Here is a 25,228-nt window from a genome sequence, read left to right as displayed (position 1 = left end):
CGGTTTTTTATTTAATTCGTAATGTGTCGCCAGGGTATAGCATGTAGTTGTTTGGATCAATCCCATTTAATTGATATAGGGTTTCAACTGAGATGCCTGTACGGGCTGCCACTTGTTCAGGACCTTCACCTGCTTGCACCGTCGTGTATTCCTCGGTACCAGTCGCTCCTTGCCCTTGATTATTTTGCGTAGTGTCTTGCCCTGCATTGTTTTCCTGTTGAGCCGGCTCACTACTACTTGATGGCGTTGTTGAAGCTGGTGCAGAACTGCTACTGCTTGATGAAGAACTTGATTCACTTGTTGACGAACTCGTTTCACTTGTCGATTCAGCAGTTGATGATTCCGTTGTTGATGACTCGGTTGTCGAAGATTCTGTCGTACTTTCTACTGTACTGCTTGAACTTGCTGCGGTCGGGGCATCACTGTTATGATTCAATACCCAAATACCGGCACCAACCGGAATTGCCACGATCAAGAAAAGCAAAACTAAAACGATCGTCAAAAAGAGTGAATTCCCACGCTTTTGTTTTCTTTGTTGGGATCTTGATGCAGAATCATCGTATTCTGTATCATATATTGGTTGTTCCCACGGTTCTTGATTTTCTGAATTGTAGTCATTGTCTTTCTTGCTCACTCGTATTCCCTCCTAGTTTCCTTCCGATGTATTATACCATAGGTAAATAAAAACTGTCCTGCAAAATACGATTCAATTTATATCTTTAAAAATTTTTATTAAACGTTCTTGCCAATGAAGGATGACTTTTTTTTCTAAAAGCTCTTCTTCCACTGCCAATTCGATCCCGTCATTGTCGCAACAATAAGGATTTGCTGATGCTTCTTCCCCAAAGTGCGCCAATAAAAACTGGCGACGACAGCCGGTAAAATGAATATAAGCCAACATTTTTTGTAATTGTTCTTGCTTTTGCTGTTCGTTTTGTTTTAGCGTTTCCAGCCAAAACGCAGCCCCCAACTCCTTCATCTTCTTCTGCCATTTTTCTTGCAGCGGTGTCAAAGGTCCTTTCATCTTTTTCTGATCCATTCGTTCTAAAGCACGGCGTTCTTCTTTGTTTTCTCGCTGAAAGAAGTAGTGAATCTGCTCATCGTGTTCCTGATAAAGCAAGATCGCACTGCTTTGTTTGCCATCGCGGCCTGCTCGACCGATTTCCTGACTGTAGTTTTCCAGCGAATCAGGCAAGTCATAATGGATCACAAAACGAATATCTTCTTTATTGATCCCCATCCCAAACGCATTGGTTGCGACGAGCAATTTTAGTTTATTCTGAGAAAACTGCTGCTGCAACGTTTTTCTTTGATCGCTCGCTAGACCACCATGATAATAGCCTACCGAATAGCGCTGACGCAGTTTGTTATAGACTTCTTCGACTTTGCTTCTTGTGGAACAATAGATGATCCCAGCCCCGCCTAAGCGGCTGAGATAGTCTGCTAATGCCGCATCTTTGTCTGACGTTTTCTCTACGAACAAGCCGATATTGCTGCGGTTCATCGAATAACGGTAGACATTGGCATTCTTTGCTAACAACACTTGCCGAATATCTGCTTCGACTTGCGCCGTAGCAGTAGCCGTCAATGCTAATGTGACGGGTGTCTTCAAACGTTTTTTTACTTCACCAAGCTGCAAGTACTCTGGTCGAAAATCAATGCCCCATTGGGAAACACAATGAGCTTCATCCACCACGAGCATAGCGATCTTAGCTCGTTCGAGTTGCTGCAAAATGGCTTCTTGCACGATCATTTCTGGACTTAAGAACAAAAATTTGTACTGCGATAAATGCTGCATCACATAGTGACGATCGGTAGGGTCTAGTTGACTATTAAACGCAATCGCGCGTTTTTCCCCTTGCTTTTGTAGGCCATAGACTTGATCTTCCATTAAAGAAACAAGCGGTGAGATAATGATTACGATGCCATCTATGAGGTACCCTGGCAGCTGATAACAGAGACTTTTGCCATTCCCGGTAGGCAAAATCGCTAACGTATCTTGCTGCGCTAAAACACTTTCGATGACTTCTTTTTGTCCTTGACGAAATGTTTTGAAGCCAAAGTACTGATTCAGTGCGTTTTCTAACATCGAATCCCCCGTTTCTGAGCAATCTGTAACAAACGGATCGTCAAAAAATCAGTCGTAAGAAGCTCCTGTAATTCTTGATAGCTGTTTTTCCAAGAAGTTTCTGGCAGCTTATTCATCAATGATGTATCAAAGCGCTGATACGGAAATGTCAGATCAAGCAGTGCCCACTCAATCAAATGATCATTAACGGTTCCTCGTTTGATCCTTCTTTTTTCCATGATCTGCTCAACAGAAGCTCCTTGCAAGAACAATGCACGACTTTCCAGCATACTTTGATTCAGATTCCTATTTAGAAAAGGCGACAATCCTTGAAACAGAACCATCTGAGACTCTTTTTCAACCAGGGCTAAAAATTGATGGATCGCAGCTCCTACATAAAGATTGTCCCAAGGCTTACCTTGTACAGATTCTGGCAAAAGTTGGAAAAACGCCTGCCCCAGAAGATCGGGACCAGATAAGGTGCCTGCTAAAAAATCTGCGACTTCTGCGGGAAGTTGGGCAAAAACTGCCGAAAGTTCTCGATGAGTGATCTTTTTGATTTCAGGGTATTGATGGATCAGTCGACGCACAGGTTCTGTATATAAAGGCGTGTTCTCAACAGGAATATACTGATTGGTCACCCCTTGATATGCAGCTGCTTGGACCAGCAGTCGAACAAAACGCCACGCCTCCTCCGTCGTTCGTCCATACCGAAAATAATCCGTATGATGCAACAACATTTCTTTTGACTGTTCATAATTTGCAGCGGTCCTTTTGAGCAGCAGACCATCTGAATCTCGACTTAGCATCCCTTGTTGGATCAAGTCAGCGATCGTCTGTTGATACTCCCTCTCATTCAACTGTGGCAACGCTTGAAAAAGACCTAATCGATCATAAAAAAAGGCATAACTCAAGACAGAGCTAGTGCGCTTACCAATGAGAATTTGATAAAGTGTCGATGGACGCAACTTGTCAGTATCAGAAAACAGCGCTAAAATAAAAGAATCCATATCTTCCTCCCAGAAAGGACTAAAAAATGTCACAACGCTGTAAAATTGTTCCTGAGCGCTGCATTGCTTGTGGACTATGTGCGATCTATGCTCCCGAGATCTTCGATTATGATGAAGATGGGATCGTTTTATTTGCCCAAGAACCGAGTGCACGGCAACAGTTTATCATAGAAGAACAACAAGAAAAAGTCAAAACTGCTTATCGCAAATGCCCCACCAGAGCGATCCTTATAGAAAAATAAAAAAGTCGACCTGCCATTAACAGACCTTTCGTCTGCCACAGCAAGTCGGCTCATTTTTTATTTTCCTATAGCAGAATGATGGGGCTGCTTACGAGCCAACCATGGGAGCAGTTTGGCATGTAGTGCTAAAAAGACGGCACTGACGATCGCTCCTTTAACCAAATTGAAGGGTAAAATCCCGATCGCCACATATTGCGGCAAAGACATCCCTAAAAATTGATCGGCTGTGACCCCGAAAAAGCGTAGATAAAGCGGTGTGATCACAAATAGGTTCGCCACACTCATAAAAATCGTTACCGACAAGATACCGCTGATGACACCAACCATTTTGTTTTTGGTGTGGATACCTTTGCGGAAAAAGTAGTACATTGGCAAAGTAAAGGCACATGATGCTAAAAAGCTTGCCGTATCTCCCACCATATCAGCAGGTGAAAAACCAGATAAGAACAAATGCAGGACCGAACGAATGAAGGCAGTCACTACCCCACTCCAAGGACCAAATAAAAACATCATGATCATCACGGGAATATCACTAAAATCGATCTTTAAAAAGCTGAATGCCGGAAAAATTGGAAAAGCGATAAATTGCAAAATTGTTCCCATAGCAGCACACATGGCGATCGTCACCATTTTTCTTGTTTTGTTGTTCATCAGTATAAATCCTCCTAAGTTCAGGATTCCTCTTCAAACGAACCTATTAAATTTCCTCGGCTTTCTTGTCGGCGCCAGACAAAAAATGCCCTCTTTTTTCCACAGGGAAAAAAGAGGGCATTCGAAATAGCCATAAGCAAATCAAATACGCTCTATCTTCTTTATCCAGACTGTACTGTCGGTATCGGAATTTCACCGATTCAGCTATTTCCGAAGAAATAGGTCGTGGACTATAACCACCGGTCGGGAATTGCACCCTGCCCCTGAAGACGAACCTTTATTCTATTTATTACATGTTCTATTATACACAAAATCTAAAAATTAACAATAGTTACGTTTTCAGATACTTTTCAACTATTTTGCACTGTTTTTCAGCTGGCTGACTTCTTTCTTCGACAACTCTCGGTATTCCCCTGGACGAAGACCTTTTAAATCTAACGGACCATAGTTTTCCCGTTTTAGTTTTTGCACAGGCAAACCAACTGCTTTTAGCATGTTTTTGACTTGATGATTGCGACCTTCGTGGATCGTCAATTGCACAATACTAGATTGTGCCGTTTGGTCTGTCGATAAGATTTCAAAGCGAGCAGGCGCGGTCTTACGCCCTTCGATCCGAATTCCTTTTGTCAATGGGAGCAGTTGCTTTTTATCCGCAATGCCTTTGACCTTGGCAACATACACTTTTTCGACTTCGTGTTTTGGATGCATCAGTGTCTGTGATAATTCCCCATCATTTGTCAGTAGCAGCAAACCGGAGGTATCATAGTCCAAGCGGCCGACTGGATACACCCGTTCAGGGACTTCAGCAAAATAATCCAAAACGACTTTGCGTTTTTTATCATCTGTTACAGCTGAGATCACGCCACGAGGTTTATAGAACAGATAATAGACATGTTGTTCTTGTTCGATCGGAACGCCGTCCACTTCAACGACGTCTTTTGAACCGACTTGGACCCCTAATTCTTTGATTACTTGTCCATTGACTCGCACACGGCCTTCGGTTATCAATCCTTCAGCTTTTCTTCTTGAGGTGATGCCGGCATGGGCAATCACTTTTTGCAAACGTTCCATCTTCATTCTCCTTCTGTTTCTGCTTGTTTGTAGCGGTCGTAAAAAAGATCAAACGGTGCATCTTCTTCAAGTTCATCTTCCATTGATTGGATGTCAGGCAATTCAGCCAAACTTTTTAAGCCAAAATAATCCATAAAGTATTCCGTCGTACCGTATAGGATCGCTCGTCCTGGTCCGTCCACGCGTCCCTTTTCTTCAATCAGCCGCTTTGCCACCAGTTTTTGGACAGAACCGCTGGATTGAACGCCGCGAATCTCTTCTACTTCCATCCGAGTGATCGGTTGCTTATAAGCAATGATCGACAAAGTTTCCAAAGCGGCTTGCGACAATGAACTCCCCATCGGTGATTCGGCGTATTTCTTCAATAAAGGGGCAAATTGCTTTTTAGTGGTTAAAATAAAATGATTGCCAACTTCTAGAATATGCAACGCGGTATGTTCATTTTCTTCATATTGCTGATTTAGTTCCTGCAAATGCTGATAGACACTGGCAGTATTACTTTTGACTAAATAACTCAGTTCTTCAAGTCCGATCCCCTCATCACCGACGACGAATAAGATCGCTTCTAATTCACTATATTTACTCATCTTCTTTACCTGTTGGATAGAGCAGAATCGACGCATAATTGTCTGATTGCTCTACTCGAATCGTTCCTTTTTTCATTAATTCTAACAATGCCATAAAGGTTACCACAACTTCTGTTTTATTGTAAGAAGTAAAAAACGAATCAAAGCTGCGGCCTTTTTTAGCACTCACATGTTGCATCTCCAACTGAATCGCCGCCATCTTTTCATCGATGGTGCTTTCATCAGGAGAAATCTTGGTTTCTAGTACTTGGCGATTTTTCTTTTTCTCGATCATTTTTTGAAAAGCCAAAAAGAGATCGATCGTGTTGAATTGATTGGCTCTTAATTGATCTTCTTCCTCTTTGTATTCATCGACATCCATCGGATCTTTCGTGTAATACAAACTGCGCTCTTCCGCTTTTTCTGAAAGCTGTTCGGCTGCGTACTTAAATTTTCGGTATTCTAGCAGTTGTGCCACCAGCATATCCCGCGGATCTTCTTCGTACTCTTCGACTTCAGCAATCAACTCTTGTTTAGGCAACAGCATCTGGCTTTTGATCGCCATCAAAGTCGCCGCCATGACTAAATACTCTCCAGCGACTTCTAATTCTAAAATTTTCATGGCATGGATGTACTGCATGTATTGTTCGGTGATGGTAGCAACTGGAATATCATAAACATCGATCTCCAGTTTTTTGATCAAATGAAGCAGCAAATCCAACGGTCCTTCAAAGACAGCTAATTTTATTTTGATTTCTTCCATTCCATCCTCGATTTCTAGGCGCGCGGAAAGTGCTGCTTGTACACTTCCGTCATCCGTTTCTTCGTTATATGCGTGTAAATCTGAGTGGTCGAGATATCTGCGTGCCCTAGCAACTCTTGAACCGTTCGTAGATCTGCCCCGTTTTCTAATAGATGGGTCGCAAAACTATGGCGCAGCGTATGGGGAGTCACATTCTTGGTGATCCCAGCTTGTCGAACCAAGGCTTTTAAATTTTTCCAGATCCCTTGACGAGACAGTTGCGTACCATGGTTGTTTACAAACAGATGGCTTTCATCCGGCGTTTTTCTCGTCAAATACGGACGCGCATCGCTGAGATAGGTTTCGATCCATTGAATCGCTAAGTCCCCTAATGGAACGATCCGTTCTTTGTCGCCTTTTCCGGTTGTTTGCAACAATCCCATACTTAAATGCAGATCGTTTAATTTTAACCCGATCAACTCACTGACGCGCAAGCCCGTCGCATACATCACTTCCAAAATCGCTCGGTCACGGATGCCCAAAACTGCTCGCGTATCCGGTGTTTCGATCAACCGCTCCACTTCTTGTAAACTCAAGGTATCAGGCAGCTTCTGCTGTTTTTTTGGTGAATCAATATGCTGCATTGGATCATGATCGGTAAACCGTTCTTGACGCAAAAATTGATGGAACCTTCGCAAACTGGAAACCATCCGAATCACGGTTGCCGAGGATTTTCCCGCTTCTTGCAGACTTTGCAAAAAAGACAAAACGATCACTCGGTCGATCTGCTGCCACTGAGTGACTTGTTTTTTTTGTAAAAACGCAAGATACTGTTGCAGATCTCGCTGGTAGCTGGCACGGGTATTTTGGGATAGCCCGCGCTCAATGGTCAAATAATGAAGATAATCAATGATTTGTTCGTTCATGGGCTTCCTCTACTTTCAGCTTTTTTATCATATCAAATTCTGGCTCGTTAAGATAGTAGCTTGCCAATAAAAAAGAGGCATCTACCCGTATCTTTTGCCCAAGGAAACACCCGAATCATAGCAGATTTTTCGGTTTCTTTCAAATCGGAAAAAAGAGCACTCTTCCTATTGGAAACCATCTGACTATCATTCGGGTGATAACAAACGTTTATTTAAGATCGCCAAAGTACAATCACTCGGCTTTGCTTTGGCACTTTTGACAGACACCATGAAAGGTCAACCGATGATCCTTTACTAAAAAATGGTACTTTTGTTCAACGATCTCTTCGACACTGCCCAGCAGATCCTCTTCGACTTCTTCAATATTGCCGCATTCCAAACACAACAAGTGATGATGAAAGTGTTTGGCACCTTCTTTACGTAGATCATAGCGAGCGACACCGTCATTAAAGCTGACTTTATCGACAATTTTCAGATCCGTTAAGATCTCCAATGTTCGATAGACGGTTGCCAAGCCAATCTCAGAATTTTTTTTTCGCACAAAAAAGAAAATCTCTTCTGCGGATAAATGGTCTTTCTCATTTTCTAATAAGACCAACAACGTCGCTTCTCGCTGAGGAGTTAATTTAAACCCCGACTCGTGCAATTGTTTCTTGGTCTTTTTTAACGCTGCTGTTGTGTTCATAGTTGCCTCCGTATGCCGTTAATTTATAACGATTCTAATCTGAGTGAAAATCACTCAAGACAAACATTGTAATCATTATAAATTAGAACGATAAAAGAAACAAGTATTCTCAATTAGGTTTTTTGATAAGAATCGTAAAGCCGTCTTTTTGCTCAATCAAACGCTGTTTCATCAAGGTTCCTAATGCCCGTTTAAATTGGCCTTTACTAATACCAAATGTTTGCAAAATCTCTTCTGGGGCTGATTTGTCGGTGAAAGGAATTTTGTTCTCAGGTGCTCGTTCTAAAAAGGTTAGAACCATGGCGGCATCATTTGAGATCGCCTCGTGGGCTCTTGGTTTCAATGAAAGGTTCAAGACACCATCTGGACGAATCCCAATCACTCGCCCTTTGACCACTTCCCCAAGGCGCGGCTCTTGATACCGTTCTGATGGATGGACGAAGCCAATATAAAAATCATCCGTCAGCAAGTAAGTACCCGCTAACTTCAAACGGTACACGCTACCTGTAACATCTTGATTCTTCATTTGCTCCGTACCATTTTTGCTCAATGCCTTAAAAATTTTCTCATCTGCTAATGAAGCCCAAATACGCTCTTTGTCATCGACCCGCAAGCTGACCATCAAACGGTCGCCTTTTTTGGGCCAAAGTTCCCGCATTGTTGGCAATTCATCTAATGAAACCACCATATCTTTGTCTTTCAAACCGATATCGACGAAAACGCCTAAGTCGCGACGGCTTCCTGTGACTGTACCAAAGGCATAATGCCCTTTGCGGCTTTTCGGAATATTCGTAGTGAGCACATTTTCTTGCTTTTGATTTTGATAGCCAAACCCTTCGACGGCTTCACCTAAATGATGTTCGCCTTCTTCCTTGGCTAGTCGGAAGGTAACCCCGCCTTTTTGAACAAAATAATTCTGTTCGTTTTCATCAATGATCAATCCGCTGAATACGGATGCTAATAAGTCTTTCATCTATTCTCTCCTTTTTCTTTAAAACTGCTCGTTCCTATAAAAAGAAACGCAACAGCGCCATAGCAATAACGCCTGTGATAACGATTTTCATCAAATCTTTGGTATAATACCCCACCAATAATGCCGGGATACAGGCAATGGTTTCTTTAACTTTCAAAATGGGGAATTGGCCTTCACGAAAGGTCAGTAAATTTTGCACCAACAATGCCGCCAAAATACACAACGGTAAATAACTCAAAAAAACGGTGAAAGTTTCCGGGAAGACGAGCTTCTTAGAAAATAAAAAAGGAACGATCCGCGGAAGCCAAGTAACCAATCCACATACTAGCATCAGTATAACAAAATTAGTCATGGTGTGTCACCGTCCCAACCAAACATCCTGCCAGTGTCGCCGCAATTACCGCAATCTCTGCGGTCGAAAAACGCATAAATAAAATCAAGGTCCCCCCAACTGTCCCTAGTATCAAGAGCGTTTGCTGGGTTTTCTTCTTAAGCGGTCGCTCTACTTGAAATAAAAAAAGACCAACAAACATAGCTACTAAGGCAAAATCTAAGCCTAACGCTTCTGGATCTGGAATAAAGGAACCCAATAAACCACCCAAAAACGTCGCAAAAATCCAACTCAAATAAGCCATTACGTTCAACCCGTGGGTCCATTTTGCTGTGACTGGTTTGTCTTGTTGCAATGCCGTCGTCAAAACGCCATAGGACTCATCAGTCAAAAGTGTCCCGATACCAATGGCAGAAAGCAACGGTGTCTTTTTAAAATAGGAAGCTACTGACAAACTCATTAAAAAGTGTCGTAAATTCACTAAAAAAACTGTTGCGACGATTGTCATGAAAGGTGCTTGAATCGCTAGTAAGGCGCAAATGATAAATTGAGCACTGCCAGCATAAACAATAATAGACATTAAAATAATTTCTAGAATAGACAACCCAACGCCTTTTCCCACAACCCCCATTGCAAAACCAATGCCCAGGTACCCAAGAATCGTTGGTACACAAGCAATGACCCCGTCTTCAAACCGATCATATCTCTCAATTTTCTGCACAAAAACCCCTCCTTGTTTGAACGATTATCTCTCATCATATCGAAAACAAGGAGGGGAAACAAGTATTTTTCACATGTGCATGTAATAACTCTGAAAATTTTCTAGTGTCTCAGGAGACTTAGCGAACGGTGTGATCGTTCCCATTGCCTCTGAAATAGCCAGTTTTGGCGTTTACCGTAAATAAGTATAGCGGGAACGCTGAATCATCCGTTCCTTTAAGCAAGCTGCCTTGGGCATTTGTCGCATAAAAATTGTAATAGCCTTCACCATTGACGATTCGTACACGTTCAAAAGTATAGCCGCCTTCTACCACATAACCGCGAGCAATCGCTGTGGCGATGATTTTTTCTTGGACACCATCTGCCCACACCCAGGCGCTATTGTTTACATCATTCAAATCACTTTGGCGGGCTGGAATAATTGGCTGATTGTTGGTATTTGTTGGTGTATCCGGCGAAAGCACATACTCTTCTTCAGAAGTACTTTGCGCGGGCGTCGCAGCGCTTGTAGATCCGCTGCTCGAAGCGGAAGCGTTGTTCTCGGAAGCCGCCGCTTGTGCTGCTTCTTGGGCAGCTTGTTGTTGCGCCGCTGCTTGTTGGGTAGCTGTTTCACGCTTCGTCAAGGCAGTATCGACTTTACGTAGTTCCGTCGTAAGACTTTCAACCAGTGAATCGATTGGCAAAGCTTGGATTTTTTTCATCAAGGCATTGTAGTTCTCACGAGTGACACTCGCCGGTGCTTCACCGTCACCACTTAAAGCCACCATGCTCTTCACTGCATTTTGAACTTCCTCGATCGCGCTGAACTCTTTTTGTCCCATGTCGATGGCTTGATTGATCAACTCATCAAAGGCATCCCCATTCTCACGCTTCGCCATTGTGACAGCAGTCGCTTCTTTCAACGAGACTTCTTCCAACTGATCCTCCACAACTGCAGGACTGCTGAAATAGCTATTGATCTCTGTCAAAGCTGCTAATTTGTCAGCAATTGTCTCTGCTTCTTGTGACAAGATATCGTATCGTTCGTGGTCTTGAAAATCTGCCAACTGATTCGTCACAGCCGTCAGCTGTTCTGCTGTTTTGTCGCTTTTAATGAACACTCGCTCATCATTTGTATAAAAATCATTCAACTCATTTTCGATCTGATCTAACGTACGGTTCTCTTGCGCCTGTTGCGTTTGTCGGGCAGTTTCTTGTTGCTGCTGTTGATAGTAATAAGCCCAACCACCACCCGCTGCCACTAACAAACAAGCCGCTGTAATATAGAGTGCTTTGCGAGGGCTCTTCTTGCTTTCACTGGAAGAAGATGTTTCTTCTTCAGCAGTCGCCTTTTGTGGCGTTTCATCCGCTGCGGTGATTGGTTCAGGAATTGGATCGATGACTGGTTCTGGCTGCTTCTCAGCTTCTTCAATAACTGGCTCCGTCACCACTTCCTCCTCGCTTGACGGCAGAGGTTCCTCGCTGGCTTGCATCTGACTTTCCTCTTCAGCAGAGGAAAGATCAATGGCGGTTTCTTCTGCTTCTAGAGCAGCTGCTGCCTTTGCTTCTTCATCAAGTTTGTGCTGTCGGATATAAGCGGCCAAAATCTCAGAGTCATGCTGTTCATCCGTACTCAGTGCATCGGTCTCATTAACTTCTTCACTGGCTGAAATTGTGTGTTCTTCTGTAGACTCAGAGTTTTCCACTGTTTTTGGTTCTTGTTTAGACTCTGATTCAAGTGTTGTTTTTTGCTCATCAGAAAAAGCCTCTTGCTGTGCAAGGTCGATCGTTTCTTCATTCGAGGATGGCCGATCGCCTAAGTGCTCCTCCATTTTTCCAATCGGAACATTTTTAAAGTCAGACCAGCGAATATCATCGTTTTTGTTTTGTAGCTCTTCTGGCGTAACGGAAGAGTCAGATGATGGTTCCTGTTCATTCTCCTTTGCTTGGTTCCATTGAAACCCGCAATTGGGACAAACGGGTGTTTCTTCTATTGCTTGAAATCCACATTCAGGACATGTCTTCTTCATTGATTCAAACTGACTCCTTTTGTTTTTTGCATTTCCTTCTATGAAGCAGTACCCTACCAGATCAAACGCTTGATGCGCCCACTGCTTCCTATTTCAAAGACCGACAAATAATGGGTCTTTTTTCGCATTTCTTTTTTATTACTCAATTGTGCAGATGCACAAAATTAAATTTATCACATTCTAGGCAATTAGCCAACACTTGCTTGGTTACGTTTTTATTAAGTTCTTTACTTATCCTATGGAGAGATGACAAAACCTGAACAAAAAAGACTTTCCAAAGGGGGTCTTTGGAAAGTCAATAAACCTTAATTATTCTAAGAAATCTTTCAATTGTTTTGAACGAGATGGGTGGCGTAGTTTCCGTAACGCTTTTGCTTCAATCTGACGAATCCGTTCTCTGGTTACCCCAAAGACTTTGCCGACTTCTTCTAAGGTCCGAGTACGGCCATCATCGATTCCGAAACGCAAGCGTAGCACATTTTCTTCACGGTCAGTTAACGTATCCAATACATCTTCTAATTGCTCTTTCAAAAGCTCATAAGCCGCATGCTCTGCCGGACTTGTAGCATCTTGGTCCTCAATAAAATCACCTAGATGAGAATCATCTTCTTCACCGATTGGTGTTTCTAATGAAACGGGCTCTTGAGCGATCTTCAAGATTTCACGAACTTTTTCCGTTGGCAAATCCATTTCTGCGCCGATTTCTTCTGGTGTCGGTTCGCGTCCTAAGTCTTGCAATAATTGCCGTTGGATACGAATCAATTTGTTGATGGTTTCCACCATATGCACTGGGATCCGAATGGTTCGAGCTTGGTCAGCGATGGCACGAGTGATCGCTTGACGGATCCACCAGGTCGCATAGGTCGAGAATTTAAACCCTTTGCGATAATCAAATTTCTCAACGGCTTTCATCAAGCCCATGTTTCCTTCTTGGATCAAATCAAGAAATTGCATTCCCCGACCCACATAACGTTTGGCGATGCTGACTACCAAACGTAAGTTGGCTTCTGCCAAACGCTGTTTCGCTTCTTGGTCGCCTTCTTCGATTTTCAGAGCGAGAGCCACTTCTTCTTCTGCGGTCAAAAGCGGTACCCGACCGATCTCTTTCAAGTACATCCGCACAGGGTCATTGATTTTCACACCAGTCGGTGCAGACAAATCTTCTTGAGGTTGGGTTTCTTGTCGTTTTTCATTACTCTTTAAACTATGGACTGAAGGCTCTCCATTTTCATCCACGACACTGATGCCGGAATCCTCCAGTTTTTGAATTAGTTTGTCCATTGCATCAGCATCCAAAGTATAAGGCGTTGCTAAACGATTGGTAATGTCATCGTAAACAACTTGCCCCTTTGTTTTGTTTTCTCGGATGTATTCGGCAACTGCTTTGTCATACGTTTTTTTTGTTTCTTCTGCCATGAAAGAAAGCCCCTTTCAGTTCGCTATTTAGCTTGTTTCAACCGTTTGGTCAAATCAATGATTTCGATTGCAAGTTCAAGTTCTAATTGCTGGTTTCCTATTTGTCTTGCTTCTTGCTGCTGGATTCGTTTTTGATTGATTTCTTCAGCAATGCCCGACTTTTGAAAGACCTGCAGAATGTCCTGAAATTCTTGTTCAGTCCCTTCCTCAGAAGCTTTAAGATCTGCAATATCGATCACCATTTTTTTCATTGAATCTTCTTTTAAAAAATCTAAGAACTTTGCTAAAACAAAGTGTTCTTCTGTTTCCATATACGCATCAAACAGCAGATACAGTTGTTGATAACGATCATGAATAAAGGATATACCACTCGCTCGAAAGCGATGGTTTAACGTACTGTCATGAAACAAACGGTACAATAATAATTCTTGCGCTTTTTCCACCTGTGTTTTGGGCTGCTGCCGTGTAGGCGGCGTAAAGACCACAGGGGTGTCTGTTGGCGGCGGTGGCGCTACATCTTGCATCGTCCGTTGCTCTTGCCGGTTTTGCTTGAGCTGCTGCTGCAAGGTCTCACGACTCAAATTGAACTCTGTAGACAACTGAGTCAAATAGCGGTCTTGCTCCAACAAAGAATCCACACGCTGCAATTCATTTAAAACAACTTGGACATAGTCCAGTTGCTCCTTCTCATTGGCTAAATTGCGATTCATCCGATGATAATCCATCTTGAAGGCAAAAACGGTTTCTTTGCCGTGGACAGCTAGTTTATAAAAAGCTTCTGTCCCATATTTGCGCAAATACTCATCTGGGTCCATCCGTTCCGGCACTCGCACCACAGATAATTTCAAACGACTATTGTTTTGCAGAAGCTCGATCCCGCGGTTTGTCGCTTCAACCCCTGCACTATCTCCATCGTAACAAAGAATCACTTCTTGTGCCACTCGCTCGATATGGGCGATCTGCTGATTGGTCAAGCTGGTCCCCATTGAGGCGATCCCATTTTCGATTCCTGCCTGCCAAGCGGCGATCACGTCCATAAATCCTTCAAATAAATACACTTGGCCATCTTTGCGCATCGCACGGCGTGCTTTGTCAAAGTTGAACAGAACCTCGCGCTTGTTGAAAAGGATCGTTTCTGGACTATTTAAATATTTCGGCTGGTCTTGATCACCAACTTTTTCGCTTGCTAGCCAACGACCAGAAAAACCAATTGTTTTTCCTTGAGGATTACGGATCGGAAACATGATTCGTTGGTAAAAGCGGTCTGCCAATGAGCCATCGTTTCGTTGAACAAAGAGCCCTGTATCAGGAAAAAATTCAGCTTTGGCTTGTTCATTCAAAAAGACTTTCTCCAAAAACGAGCGTTCATTCGGCGCAAAACCAATATTGAATTCTTCGATCAATGCCATCGTCAATCCGCGATCCAATAAATAATCAAGCGCTTCTTGGCCAGCAGCCGTATTCACCAACATGTGATGATAGACCTCGGCGGCTTTTTCATGCAGCGCAATCAATTGACTCGTTTGTGAGGTCGCTTCATTGATGCCTTCTGATTGCTGGTATTGCGGATCAAGAGGAATATCGTTCATTTCTGCTACTTTGACGACTGCTTCAGGAAAACTGATGCCTTCAAGCTCTTGCAAAAAACCGTAAACATTGCCCCCACGACCGCAACCAAAACAATGAAAAATTTGTTTGTCTTCTGCAACGGAAAAAGAAGGTGATTTCTCATTATGGAAGGGACACAAACCAAAATAATTCTTTCCAGATTTCTTTAACTGGACATACTGTCCCACGATATCAACAATATTGCTACGTTCGCGAATGTCGTCAATGATCGTTTGAGGAATTCGTGCCATCCACTCACCTCCATTTGGTAAGTATTCATCGTTTACTAGGTAAAAAAACGCACTAATAGGTATCAGTGCGAAGAATAATTAGACGGAATCACTCATAATGATTTTACCATATTCTATTTGTATTTCAAGCTTTTTTACTTCAGTTATTTTGTGACGATCAGGAAAAGAACCCTGCCGTAACATCGATTTTCCATCGGTTCAATTTTATTAGATCCGCATAGAACATGTTGCCGCCATTGTGATACAAATGACCGCCATTATAAAAGACCGATTGGATGCCCCAATAACGATAGGTTTGTTCTGTATCATTGCCTAATAACGGGGATAAAACCTCTCTGGAATATGTTTCTGCTAATTCTAAGGTGTTCACGCCACCCCGTTCAGCGACATAATCAATATAATCTGTACCAAAATTATAAGCCTGGACTGCGGTCCAAAGATCACAGTTCATTTGCTCTGATTTTTCGATCAACTCGGCTAAATAAGAAACCCCTTGTTCGATGCTTTGTTCTGGCGTATCAAATTGGTTTTGTTTTCCATATACACTTTCAGAACTTTGCATCGGATCATTGCCTTGTCCTTTTGACTCCGTCAGCATGATACTCATTGCTAAAGACTGATATTCAGAGATGTCGTGGGCTTGTGTCTGCTGTGCGATTTCCGCTTCATACGCATAGACAGCTTTCAATGCCGTGTAGTTTCGATAGCCCCAAACCCCTGCTCCAATCAGCAGCACCAAGAGTGCAAGCTTCAGTACAAATCCTAGGAAACGTCGAATTTTTCTCATCAAATACATCCCATCTTTTCTAAGTCAGAATCTATCGTACTATGAAATGAACAGGCTGACTAGAATTTTTTCTCTCCTAAAAAATCCTTAATAAAATCACAAGATTATTTAGAAAAAAACAAGCAATCCTAAGCTGATGAAGGAATTGTTGCTGGTTTGACATGAAAAAGGAAACAGTGCTCCTTCAGATAATGGAAGCACTGTTTCACTGTTTTTTATTTTTCGATCGTGGTCACGATACCAGAACCAACTGTTCGTCCACCTTCACGAATGGAGAAGGTCGTTCCATTTTCCACAGCGATTGGATGGATCAATTCCACATCGATCGTTACGTTGTCACCAGGCATAACCATTTCCGTTCCTTCTGGTAAAACGATATTCCCAGTTACGTCCGTTGTACGGAAGTAAAATTGTGGGCGATAGTTATTAAAGAATGGGGTATGGCGACCGCCTTCTTCCTTTGTCAACACATAGACTTCTGCTTGGAATTTCGTATGTGGTGTGATGGAACCTGGTTTTGCTAACACTTGGCCCCGTTCAATTTCATCCCGGGTGATTCCCCGTAATAATACCCCTACGTTATCACCAGCTTCCCCAAAGTCCATCGTCTTACGGAACATTTCTACTCCTGTCACGACTGCTTTTTGTGTTTCAGGTTTGATTCCGACGATTTCTACTTCATCACCGACTTTTACTGTTCCGCGATCGATCCGACCGGAAGCAACGGTTCCCCGTCCAGTAATTGAAAAGACATCTTCGATCGGCAATAATAATGGTTTATCAGTGTCTCGTTCAGGTGTTGGGATATATTCATCTACCGTATCCATCAGCGTTAAGATCGCTGCTTCAGCCTCTGGGTCACCTTCCAAGGCTTTTAAGGCAGAGCCTTTGATCACAGGAATGTCATCACCTGGAAAATCATATTCAGTCAGCAATTCTCTGACTTCCATTTCAACTAAATCGATCAACTCATCATCATCGACAAGGTCTGTTTTATTTAAAAAGACGATCAAATGTTTCACACCCACTTGACGAGAAAGCAAAATATGTTCACGGGTTTGCGGCATTGGGCCATCTGTCGCTGATACGACCAAGATTGCGCCGTCCATTTGGGCAGCCCCTGTAATCATATTTTTCACGTAATCCGCGTGTCCTGGTGCATCGATATGGGCATAGTGCCGTTTTTCTGTTTCGTATTCTACATGGGCAGTATTGATGGTGATACCACGTTCGCGTTCCTCAGGAGCCGCGTCGATACTTGCGTAATCTTGCGGATTGGCAAGTCCTTTTTTCCCAAGAACTGTGGTAATAGCAGCAGTCAAGGTTGTTTTCCCATGGTCGACGTGTCCTATCGTTCCGATATTAACATGGGGTTTGCTACGATCATAATGTTGTTTTGCCATATTGTTTCCCTCCTAGAGAAAGTTGAGTCGTTCTTTGACTCGAATCATATTTTGCGATTTACGCTTCCAAATTCATAAGTATCAACTTATTTTTTGTAAGTTTAAATCTACTCTTATTATAGGTCAAAATTAGTCAAAGTCAAGTGAGATGTCTCGTCTGCTAATCCCTAAGAATTTCTTTGCTTTTTTCGATCTATTGGACGTAGGACAATTTTTATGAATAATAGAAGATGAGGTGAGAAATGTGAAAAAAATCATTGCAACGCTGGTTTTTGCAGCAATTTTCCTTGGTGGCTGTTTTGCTACTTATCATTATTACTATGGTGGAAGTGACTACTATACAGTCATCAGGGATGCCGGCGAGCACGACACGGAAATTAGTGATAACGGAGTTGCCGAAGATGTCTACCGTTACACACAAGACGCTTACAGTTCCTCTGGAGAAGTCAAAACGGTCAAAATGAATGAGCACCGTTCCGCGCCTTTAAGAGAAGGTGCCTATTTGAAATTATTGGTCAATCCTAATAAAGGTGTTCTGAGCTGGGAAGAAGTTTCTGAAGAAGACATTCCCAAAGCCGCCCTTGAGAAACTGACCGATCAATAATTGCTGATATTGATCAAAGATATCCAGAAAAAAAGCAGAGACTCCTCATTACTTAAAGAGGAATCTCTGCTTTTTTGTGCTCGTTCTATGTTGTTAGCTCCGCATCATCCACACATAAGACCTTTGTCCTACATCCGATTAATTACTTCTTCTACATTTTTGATCGTTACGGAAATCGTTCCGTCTGGATTATTGATAAATTCGATCAAATTTGGATCTCGGTAAACATCCAAAGGAACGATCAATTCGATCCCGTTAGATAATTTTAGTTTTTGTTTCCCGAATTTTTTCTCTGAGATCTCACGGACATCCCGCATCATTGGTGCCTGATTGACAAATCCTTTTTCAGCCACTTCTTCTTGAAAAGAAAGCTGAGCGGTAATATTGTCTTTAAAGACTTTTTGCGCCACTTCACTGACATCAATGTGTCCTGACTCTTCGATCGTGTCGTAAACCGCTTCTTTTAGATCGGCAACAACGTTATAGGTAGGTGTTTCAAATTTCTGACCAATTTTTTCCGCTACTTTTTTGATGACTTTGACGTTTTCTTCTAACGAGGGAATCGGTTCGGCATCAATGACTTTCGTTGAAAAGTAGGCATATTTTTCACCTGAAAAGCTATATTTCTTTTCAATCAGTTCAAAGTCTAAGCTCTCCACATCAATTGTGATCCCTTCATCGGCCTTTTGAGTTTTACCTGCTAGTAAGGCACGATGCAAAATCAGATTGTTTTCGATCCCAGCTTCCCCATTATCAATAAAGTGCGTATAGCCGTCTTGATAGTTGACCTTCAAAAACGCCAACTGCATTCTTGTATCAAATTCATACAAGACCACAAAGGCATCCGCACTTGGTGCATCTTCACTTTCCTTGTACGCTTCATACCACCGTTGGACGATCGCTTCACTGGCTGCGACAAAGTCTTCGGGTGCTTGTTTGACCAGTTGAGCGATCATTGATGTTTCGAGTAAACGCCCTGTTTTGGTTTGCGGTGTTGCAAGTTTCTGTATTTTTTTCGTCAAATAATCGCGGATGTATTCCGTGGTCAAATCGAGTTCAACTTGAGAAAAAACCGGATCACCAGTTTGACGGTCAATAATGTGTAATATCGCATGTTTCAAATAAATATCCATTAGTTACGCTCCTTATCCATTTGTCTAGTGTACAAAAAAAATAGGCGAACTGACAAGAGCCAAACGTCATTTTTCTTATTGGCCACTTCCTTTTTGAAAGATGCATTCATTGGAAAATCCGTCCTCGTCTGCTAAACTAAAGGTATCACAGAAAACGGAGGAATGAACATGAACAGCTATACGTTATCAAACAATGTAACCATCCCTGAGTTAGGTTTTGGCACATGGCAAACACCAGACGGCGACGTTGCCGTAGCATCAGTCAAAAAAGCACTGGAAGTAGGTTACCGCCATATTGATACAGCCCAAGGCTATAAAAATGAAGCCAGTGTTGGTCAAGCGATCAAAGAAAGCGGCATTCCCCGCGAAGAACTCTTTTTGACTACAAAATTGTGGAATGCGAACCATTCCTATGATCTTGTGATGTCTTCTTTTGAAGAGTCCTTAGAGAAACTACAAACAGACTATATCGATCTTTTCTTAATCCATTGGCCAAACCCAGTAGCCTTTCGTGACAACTGGCAAACAGCGAATGCAGAAACATGGCGCGCTTTTGAAGAACTGTATCAGGCAGGCAAAATCAAAGCGATCGGGGTCAGCAACTTCTTGCCTCATCATTTTGAAGAATTGAAAAAAACAGCGACCATCTTCCCAATGGTCAATCAGATTTTCCTTGCACCTGGCGAGTTACAAGAAGAAGTGGTAACTTATTGCCAAGAACACGATGTATTGCTTGAAGCATACAGCCCATTAGGTACCGGGAAGATATTTGATGTACCAGAAATGAAAGCATTAGCTGAAAAGCATCAAAAATCAATCGCTCAAGTTGCATTACGCTGGTCTTTACAACATGGTTTCTTGCCATTACCAAAATCAGTCACATCGAGTCGGATCGAAGAAAACATCCATGTCTTTGATTTTGAGCTATCTGAAGAAGACATGAAAACGATCGATCAATTAGATGGTGTCGTTGGGAAAGCGACCAATCCAGATACGACAGGGTTTTAATTTTACTCTCTATAAGGAGAAGCCTATGAAGACAACTGATTTGATTCACCTCTCCCCTGCTGTTCAAAAAGCCTTACATGCTGATTTTGTTTTTCTTGTATGGCCAGACAAAGTCCAACATTTTCCGGCGCGTCAATGGTCGTCTAGCGACTATCAGCAGATGCTGGCTGAGAAACTCACTGGGGAAGTACGCTTTTTTCTTTGGGAAAACTACTTAGTCGCCACTGGAGACAAGGAGCTTTTGATCCTAATGCCTAAGTACCATCAAATCAATGATCTAGTAGAAACGCCAACGCCGCTTCTTTAGCAGCGCTGGCGTTTTTTCAGGAAATATATAATTTTTTTTGTATTTTTTCATGAGAATGACTGTTCTTTTCTGCAAATTTTCCTTATAATCGATAGTGATCGAGAGGAGAAGATTATGAAAAAGAAACAATTAGCAAAATTGAAACAACAATTCCGCCCGTCTTATGAAACAGCTCGACAACAGTTGTTTACAGCGATCGAGCGCAAAACAGCAGATAAGTTCGACCTTCCGACAACTGTTTATATCAATCCTAAAAATCAAGAGGAATTATTGATTGAATTGTTGAAGGAAACACCCAAAGAACAAAAAATCGCTGTTCCTTTAGATGAGAACTTCAAAATCGTCGTGAAACGAATTCAACGCTTAGAAGCTGGCTTACTTGATCGTTTCAGCGATAACTTAGTCGATGAGATCGCTGCTTACTGGTTACCGACCAATCCGCAAGAAAGTGCGGCACCTACCTCCGCTCCTGCGAAAGAACCAGCAGAAGTGAAGGAAGAAACGGCACCAACTATACCTGCATCAACTAAAACTAAAGAAGTGGAAAAATCAACGGCTGATGATTCTGACGAATCCATGACTTTTTCAGCATTTGCCGAAAAAATCGCAGCATTCCCTAAATTTTCTGCAAAACAATCTTCAGGAGAAACGACCGTGATCGAAGCTTCCCCGAAAGAAGATCGTGTTCTAGCAACAATTTCTGAAACAGAAAGTGATACTTTTACCATCGAAACCGCTCTAGAACGCAAATACAAAGTTAAACTAGAAGTCATTCCATTGATCGAGGCGTATGCCCACACGGCGATTTCTAAACGATAAACAAAAGGTTCTCTAGGAATTTCCCTAGAGAACCTTTTTTAGTTGCGTATTTCTGTTAAAAATTTACGGGCTTGCTCTTGGTTCATTTGACTCGCCGCTCGCAGCTTAGCTGCCAGCTGATCGATCTCAGTTCCTTTTGCCCCAACTGAAATAGCTAATGAACGGGCTTGCATGCTCATATGGCCTTGCTGAATTCCTTCTGAAACCAATGCCCGCAAAGCTGCCAGATTCTGAGCCAACCCGACACTTGCCGCCAGCGAAGCTAACTCACTCGCCGTTTCAACACCGGTCAAAGCCAACGCCGCTTGGGCTTTTGGCAATACTTTTGTGGCACCCCCGACTGTGGCGATCGCCAACGGAAGTGTGATACTACCAATCAAACGGTCTTCTACTATTTTCCAAGAAGTCAGCCCTTGCATGCGACCATTACGGGCAGCATAGCCATGACAAGCTGCCGAAACGGCGCGAGTGTCATTTCCGGTAGCCAAAATCAGCGCTTCAACGCCATTCATGATCCCTTTGTTATGGGTGGCGGCACGATATGGATCAATCTTGGCAAAATCAGCTGCATGAACGATTTTTTCGGCAACTTGTCTACCCTTTCCGATCTTGCTCAGTTTGTCAAAAGGCACGGAGCAAGTGGCTGTTACTAACGATTCCGTGGCAAGATTACTTAAAATACTAAAGAGAATTTCTTCTTCTGGGAACCACTTCCGAAAGAGGTCGGCCACTCCTTCTAAAATCGAATTGATGATGTTGGCGCCCATGGCATCTTTGACATCAACCAACAAATCGATTGAGACATAGGCTGTTGCTAATTCAGATTCTGTTGGCGAGAAGTTCCGACTAATCACTCGTCGTAAGCCCCCACCGCGTTTTACGATCGAGGGATACGCCGCGTTCGCCACTGCAAAAATCGCCGCTTGCTCTGTGTTGACTTTTGCCAAAATGGCATCCGGGTCCTGAACAGTCATAAAGACGATCTGGCCTCGAAGCAAACGTTCTTGACTGGTCGTTGTAATGGGCCCAGCCATTTTTGCTCCATTGCTCATCGCTGCAATCACAGAAGGTTCTTCTGTGGCTAACGGGACATTGTATCTCTTGCCATTCACTTGCAGATTCAACCCCACACCTAAGGGAATCTCCACTTCACTGATCTGGTTTTCGATCAAGTGATTGGAAGTTTCCTTGTCTAATGCCATTTCTTGAAAAACCAAGGATTCGGCTGCTGTGATCGCCCCTTGTGCTTCAAGAAAGGTTAGTCGTTCGTTAGGCGTAAGGGCGTAAAACTTTTTTTTTTCTGTTTTTTCTGATGCCGACTCTTCATGAAAATCGGCTTGACTTGCTGCCGCCGAAGAGTTTTCTAACAGCATCGCTAGCCCTAACCCGCCACCGACACATAAAGAGGCGATCCCATAACGTTCTTGTGTGTCTTTTAGCTGATAAGCGACGGTCGTTGCGATCCGAGCACCGGTTGCTCCAATCGCATGGCCAAGGGAAATGCCCCCACCGTAACGGTTGACTTTCTTGGGATCCAAACCAAGTTCACGTTCTACTACGATCGAGGAAGCTGCAAAGGCTTCATTGATTTCAAAAATACCGATGTCTTCAATCGACAGTGCTTGCTTTTTCAGCAAAGTATCGATTGCTTTGATTGGTGAGATTCCCATGATCTCTGGGGCAAAGCCAACTTCAACGATCTCTTTGATCACTGCCAGATAAGGAATCTGATGCTCCTCACAATAGCTTTTTGAGGCGATCAAGACCATGGCAGCCCCATCATTGATGGTTGAGGCATTCCCAGCAGTCACCGTACCGTCCTTTTTGAAAACCGTTTTTAGTTCAGCTAATTTTTCGACTGTCGTAGCGGCGCGAATGCCTTCATCCTGGGAAACGGTAGCAGACTTTTCGGTCACGGGTACGATCTCTTGCTCAAATTTCTTTTCCGCTTGTGCTTTGGCAGCCTTCATTTGGGAGTGGTAGGCAAATTCATCTTGTTCTTGTCGAGTGATGCCATATCTTTCTGCAACAGTCTCAGCCGTTAAGCCCATCGGTTTGCTACTAAAAGCGTCTGTTAAGCCATCATGCATCATTGTTGATACTGGATTTGAATACTGATCATCCGCCTTGTTATAATAACTGAATAGCGGCGCATTCGTCATACTTTCGATCCCACCAGTCAAGACGACTGATGCCTTGTTTAACTGAATTTGCTCCATGCCCATTAGAATCGCTTTCATTCCCGAACCGCAAACTTCGTTGATCGTTGAGGCTGGAATATCTGAAGAAAGCCCACTTTGCAGGGAAACTTGGCGACTTGGATTTTGCCCACTGCCTGCTTGCAGGACATTTCCGATAATCACTTGTGCGATATGTTCTTTTGCTTGTTGGTTTCTTGCCAACAAGGCTTTCGCAGCAATTGTTCCTAATTCTACTGCTGAATATTCTTTTAATGACCCATGGTATTTGCCAATTGGCGTTCTTAGTGCGTCGATAATGACAACTTCTTCCACGTACGTCACCTCCTCTTGAAATATATCATTAAATCCTCCAAAAAAGAATACCCCACATCAGCTTGCTGTGCCCTTTTCTACTTTCTTTAATAAAGTTTAAATTCTAATCAATTCTTTTTCATTTTTTTCAAAAAATATGATACCTTAGAACGTGTAGCCTACTAAGTACGTAGAACATAAAGGAGCGACAGAATGAACGTTGGTATTGATAAAATAAATTTTTATGTCCCCCCCTATTTTATAGATATGGTTGATCTAGCTCACGCCCGAGAGGTCGACCCAAATAAATTTACGATCGGGATCGGTCAAGATCAAATGGCGGTCAATAAAAAAACGCAAGATATCGTCACCTTTGCCATGCATGCGGCAAAAGATATCCTCACAAAAGAAGATTTACAAGCAATTGATATGGTGATCGTCGGCACAGAATCCGGCATCGATGAATCAAAGGCTTCGGCAGTGGTTTTGCATCGCCTATTGGGTATTCAACCATTTGCCCGCTCCTTTGAAATCAAAGAAGCGTGTTATGGCGCAACAGCAGGCTTACAGTTTGCTAAAGCCCACGTACAAGCCAATCCAAAAAGCAAAGTTTTGGTGGTGGCTTCAGACATCGCCCGGTATGGCTTAGCTTCCGGTGGAGAGCCCACTCAAGGCGTAGGTGCAGTTGCTATGCTGATCTCTGCAGATCCAGCGATTTTGCAGTTGGATAACGATAATTTGATGTTGACGCAAGACATTTATGATTTTTGGCGTCCCGTTGGTCATCAATATCCAATGGTAGATGGCCACTTGTCAAATGCCGTCTATATCGATTCCTTTAAACAAGTTTGGCAAGCCCATTGCGAAAAAACGCAACGCACAGCAAAAGATTACGCTGCATTGAGTTTCCATATTCCTTATACAAAAATGGGAAAAAAAGCCTTATTGGCTGTTTTTGCCGAAGAAGAAGAAACGCAACAAGAACGCCTGATGGCTCGCTATGAAGAATCGATCGTTTACAGTCGTCGGACCGGCAACTTGTATACGGGTTCATTGTACCTAGGCTTGATCTCTTTATTAGAAAATTCCTCCAGCTTGCAAGCCAATGATCGGATAGGACTGTTTAGTTACGGCTCAGGAGCGGTTGCTGAATTTTTCAGCGGCGTATTGGTACCCGGTTATGAAAAACAGTTAGCACAAGCTGCTCACCAAACGTTACTTGATGCCCGTCAAAAACTAACGATCGCTGAATACGAAGCAATGTTCAATGAGACCATCGATATTGATCAAGATCAATCCTTTGAGGATGATCTGCTTTACAGTATTCGTGAAATCAAAAATACCATTCGTTATTATAAAGAAGAAAACGAGTGATGTTTAGAAAAACTTTGTTTATTTTCAAGCAA

At 42.8% G+C, this 25,228-nt stretch carries 25 protein-coding genes and 1 riboswitch; of the genes, 6 read left to right on the top strand and 19 right to left on the bottom strand.

The window, feature by feature from the left end; genetic code table 11:
• Nucleotides 1-7: 7 nt before the first annotated feature.
• From IGJ42_RS05210 to IGJ42_RS05200, 3 genes are all read right to left on the bottom strand, one after another.
• Entirely contained in the window at nt 8-634 is a 627-nt protein-coding gene (locus IGJ42_RS05210) for an SAG1386/EF1546 family surface-associated protein (RefSeq protein WP_005237087.1), read from the bottom strand.
• Between the two features lie 72 nt (nt 635-706).
• A complete protein-coding gene (locus IGJ42_RS05205) occupies nt 707-2,089 on the bottom strand; it encodes a RecQ family ATP-dependent DNA helicase (protein WP_061053907.1) in 1,383 nt (460 codons plus the stop codon).
• On the bottom strand, nt 2,083-3,078 hold the full coding sequence (locus IGJ42_RS05200; RefSeq protein WP_016621013.1) for a helix-turn-helix domain-containing protein: 996 nt from the start codon (nt 3,076-3,078) through the stop codon (nt 2,083-2,085). The genes IGJ42_RS05205 and IGJ42_RS05200 overlap by 7 nt, the downstream gene beginning before the upstream one ends.
• A 26-nt stretch (nt 3,079-3,104) precedes the next feature.
• Between IGJ42_RS05200 and IGJ42_RS05195 the strand changes: the two genes are divergently transcribed.
• On the top strand, nt 3,105-3,320 hold the full coding sequence (locus IGJ42_RS05195) for a ferredoxin (RefSeq protein ID WP_005237096.1): 216 nt from the start codon (nt 3,105-3,107) through the stop codon (nt 3,318-3,320).
• A 57-nt stretch (nt 3,321-3,377) separates the two neighbouring features.
• Here the strand turns inward: IGJ42_RS05195 and IGJ42_RS05190 are convergent, their stop codons facing one another.
• The 14 genes from IGJ42_RS05190 to tuf all read right to left on the bottom strand — a co-directional run bounded on the left by IGJ42_RS05190 (nt 3,378) and on the right by tuf (nt 17,459).
• A complete protein-coding gene (locus tag IGJ42_RS05190; protein WP_016613081.1) occupies nt 3,378-3,971 on the bottom strand; it encodes an ECF transporter S component in 594 nt (197 codons plus the stop codon).
• 150 nt (nt 3,972-4,121) lie between these two features.
• A riboswitch (FMN riboswitch) is annotated at nt 4,122-4,246 on the bottom strand.
• A gap of 79 nt (nt 4,247-4,325) precedes the next feature.
• Complete coding sequence (locus IGJ42_RS05185; protein ID WP_034872188.1) at nt 4,326-5,042, bottom strand: pseudouridine synthase; 717 nt, start codon at nt 5,040-5,042, stop codon at nt 4,326-4,328.
• A gap of 2 nt (nt 5,043-5,044) precedes the next feature.
• A complete protein-coding gene (gene scpB / locus IGJ42_RS05180; RefSeq protein ID WP_005229316.1) occupies nt 5,045-5,629 on the bottom strand; it encodes an SMC-Scp complex subunit ScpB in 585 nt (194 codons plus the stop codon).
• Nucleotides 5,622-6,371, bottom strand: coding sequence for a segregation/condensation protein A (locus tag IGJ42_RS05175; RefSeq protein ID WP_008381030.1), 750 nt, complete (start codon nt 6,369-6,371; stop codon nt 5,622-5,624). The genes scpB and IGJ42_RS05175 overlap by 8 nt, the downstream gene beginning before the upstream one ends.
• Before the next feature lie 14 nt (nt 6,372-6,385).
• Nucleotides 6,386-7,276, bottom strand: coding sequence for a site-specific tyrosine recombinase XerD (xerD, locus tag IGJ42_RS05170; protein WP_005237104.1), 891 nt, complete (start codon nt 7,274-7,276; stop codon nt 6,386-6,388).
• A 232-nt stretch (nt 7,277-7,508) separates the two neighbouring features.
• On the bottom strand, nt 7,509-7,961 hold the full coding sequence (locus IGJ42_RS05165; RefSeq protein WP_005237105.1) for a Fur family transcriptional regulator: 453 nt from the start codon (nt 7,959-7,961) through the stop codon (nt 7,509-7,511).
• Between the two features lie 109 nt (nt 7,962-8,070).
• Nucleotides 8,071-8,934 carry a CvfB family protein gene (locus IGJ42_RS05160; protein WP_008381026.1) on the bottom strand — a complete coding sequence of 288 codons (864 nt, stop codon included), beginning with the start codon at nt 8,932-8,934 and terminating at the stop codon, nt 8,071-8,073.
• Between the two features lie 34 nt (nt 8,935-8,968).
• Nucleotides 8,969-9,286: an AzlD domain-containing protein gene (locus IGJ42_RS05155; RefSeq protein WP_061053905.1), complete on the bottom strand. Its 318-nt coding sequence runs from the start codon at nt 9,284-9,286 to the stop codon at nt 8,969-8,971.
• Entirely contained in the window at nt 9,279-9,986 is a 708-nt protein-coding gene (locus IGJ42_RS05150) for an AzlC family ABC transporter permease (protein ID WP_430615991.1), read from the bottom strand. Before IGJ42_RS05150 ends, IGJ42_RS05155 begins: the two co-directional genes overlap by 8 nt.
• Before the next feature lie 118 nt (nt 9,987-10,104).
• Nucleotides 10,105-11,994: a cell division site-positioning protein MapZ family protein gene (locus IGJ42_RS05145; protein ID WP_086332197.1), complete on the bottom strand. Its 1,890-nt coding sequence runs from the start codon at nt 11,992-11,994 to the stop codon at nt 10,105-10,107.
• A gap of 309 nt (nt 11,995-12,303) precedes the next feature.
• On the bottom strand, nt 12,304-13,410 hold the full coding sequence (gene rpoD, locus IGJ42_RS05140) for an RNA polymerase sigma factor RpoD (RefSeq protein ID WP_005229298.1): 1,107 nt from the start codon (nt 13,408-13,410) through the stop codon (nt 12,304-12,306).
• Nucleotides 13,411-13,433: 23 nt separating this feature from the next.
• Nucleotides 13,434-15,269 carry a DNA primase gene (gene dnaG, locus IGJ42_RS05135; protein WP_008381016.1) on the bottom strand — a complete coding sequence of 612 codons (1,836 nt, stop codon included), beginning with the start codon at nt 15,267-15,269 and terminating at the stop codon, nt 13,434-13,436.
• A 157-nt stretch (nt 15,270-15,426) separates the two neighbouring features.
• The gene (locus IGJ42_RS05130; RefSeq protein WP_086333083.1) at nt 15,427-16,056 is read right to left on the bottom strand and encodes a lysozyme family protein; all 630 of its coding nucleotides are present in this window, start codon (nt 16,054-16,056) and stop codon (nt 15,427-15,429) included.
• Nucleotides 16,057-16,271: 215 nt separating this feature from the next.
• On the bottom strand, nt 16,272-17,459 hold the full coding sequence (gene tuf / locus IGJ42_RS05125; RefSeq protein WP_005237121.1) for an elongation factor Tu: 1,188 nt from the start codon (nt 17,457-17,459) through the stop codon (nt 16,272-16,274).
• Between the two features lie 244 nt (nt 17,460-17,703).
• Between tuf and IGJ42_RS05120 the strand changes: the two genes are divergently transcribed.
• Nucleotides 17,704-18,063, top strand: coding sequence for a YxeA family protein (locus tag IGJ42_RS05120; protein ID WP_086332196.1), 360 nt, complete (start codon nt 17,704-17,706; stop codon nt 18,061-18,063).
• A 128-nt stretch (nt 18,064-18,191) separates the two neighbouring features.
• On the opposite strand, the gene IGJ42_RS05115 is transcribed toward IGJ42_RS05120, so the two are convergent.
• On the bottom strand, nt 18,192-19,196 hold the full coding sequence (locus IGJ42_RS05115) for a nucleoid-associated protein (RefSeq protein WP_005237126.1): 1,005 nt from the start codon (nt 19,194-19,196) through the stop codon (nt 18,192-18,194).
• 162 nt (nt 19,197-19,358) lie between these two features.
• Between IGJ42_RS05115 and IGJ42_RS05110 the strand changes: the two genes are divergently transcribed.
• From IGJ42_RS05110 to IGJ42_RS05100, 3 genes are all read left to right on the top strand, one after another.
• A complete protein-coding gene (locus IGJ42_RS05110; protein WP_016613071.1) occupies nt 19,359-20,204 on the top strand; it encodes an aldo/keto reductase in 846 nt (281 codons plus the stop codon).
• Between the two features lie 25 nt (nt 20,205-20,229).
• Nucleotides 20,230-20,511, top strand: a complete 282-nt coding sequence (locus IGJ42_RS05105) for a hypothetical protein (protein ID WP_016613070.1) — start codon at nt 20,230-20,232, stop codon at nt 20,509-20,511.
• 114 nt (nt 20,512-20,625) lie between these two features.
• A complete protein-coding gene (locus IGJ42_RS05100) occupies nt 20,626-21,330 on the top strand; it encodes a hypothetical protein (protein WP_005237132.1) in 705 nt (234 codons plus the stop codon).
• A 38-nt stretch (nt 21,331-21,368) separates the two neighbouring features.
• Here the strand turns inward: IGJ42_RS05100 and IGJ42_RS05095 are convergent, their stop codons facing one another.
• Nucleotides 21,369-23,843: a hydroxymethylglutaryl-CoA reductase, degradative gene (locus tag IGJ42_RS05095; RefSeq protein ID WP_086332195.1), complete on the bottom strand. Its 2,475-nt coding sequence runs from the start codon at nt 23,841-23,843 to the stop codon at nt 21,369-21,371.
• 192 nt (nt 23,844-24,035) lie between these two features.
• Between IGJ42_RS05095 and IGJ42_RS05090 the strand changes: the two genes are divergently transcribed.
• Nucleotides 24,036-25,196 carry a hydroxymethylglutaryl-CoA synthase gene (locus IGJ42_RS05090; protein ID WP_016613067.1) on the top strand — a complete coding sequence of 387 codons (1,161 nt, stop codon included), beginning with the start codon at nt 24,036-24,038 and terminating at the stop codon, nt 25,194-25,196.
• Nucleotides 25,197-25,228 lie beyond the last annotated feature (32 nt).

This window comes from Enterococcus sp. DIV1067f, from assembly GCF_050543505.1.
GTDB classification, from domain to species: domain Bacteria; phylum Bacillota; class Bacilli; order Lactobacillales; family Enterococcaceae; genus Enterococcus_D; species Enterococcus_D entomosocium.
Note: the sequence above shows the minus strand (reverse complement) of the source record. Positions and strands in the feature narration are given on the sequence as shown.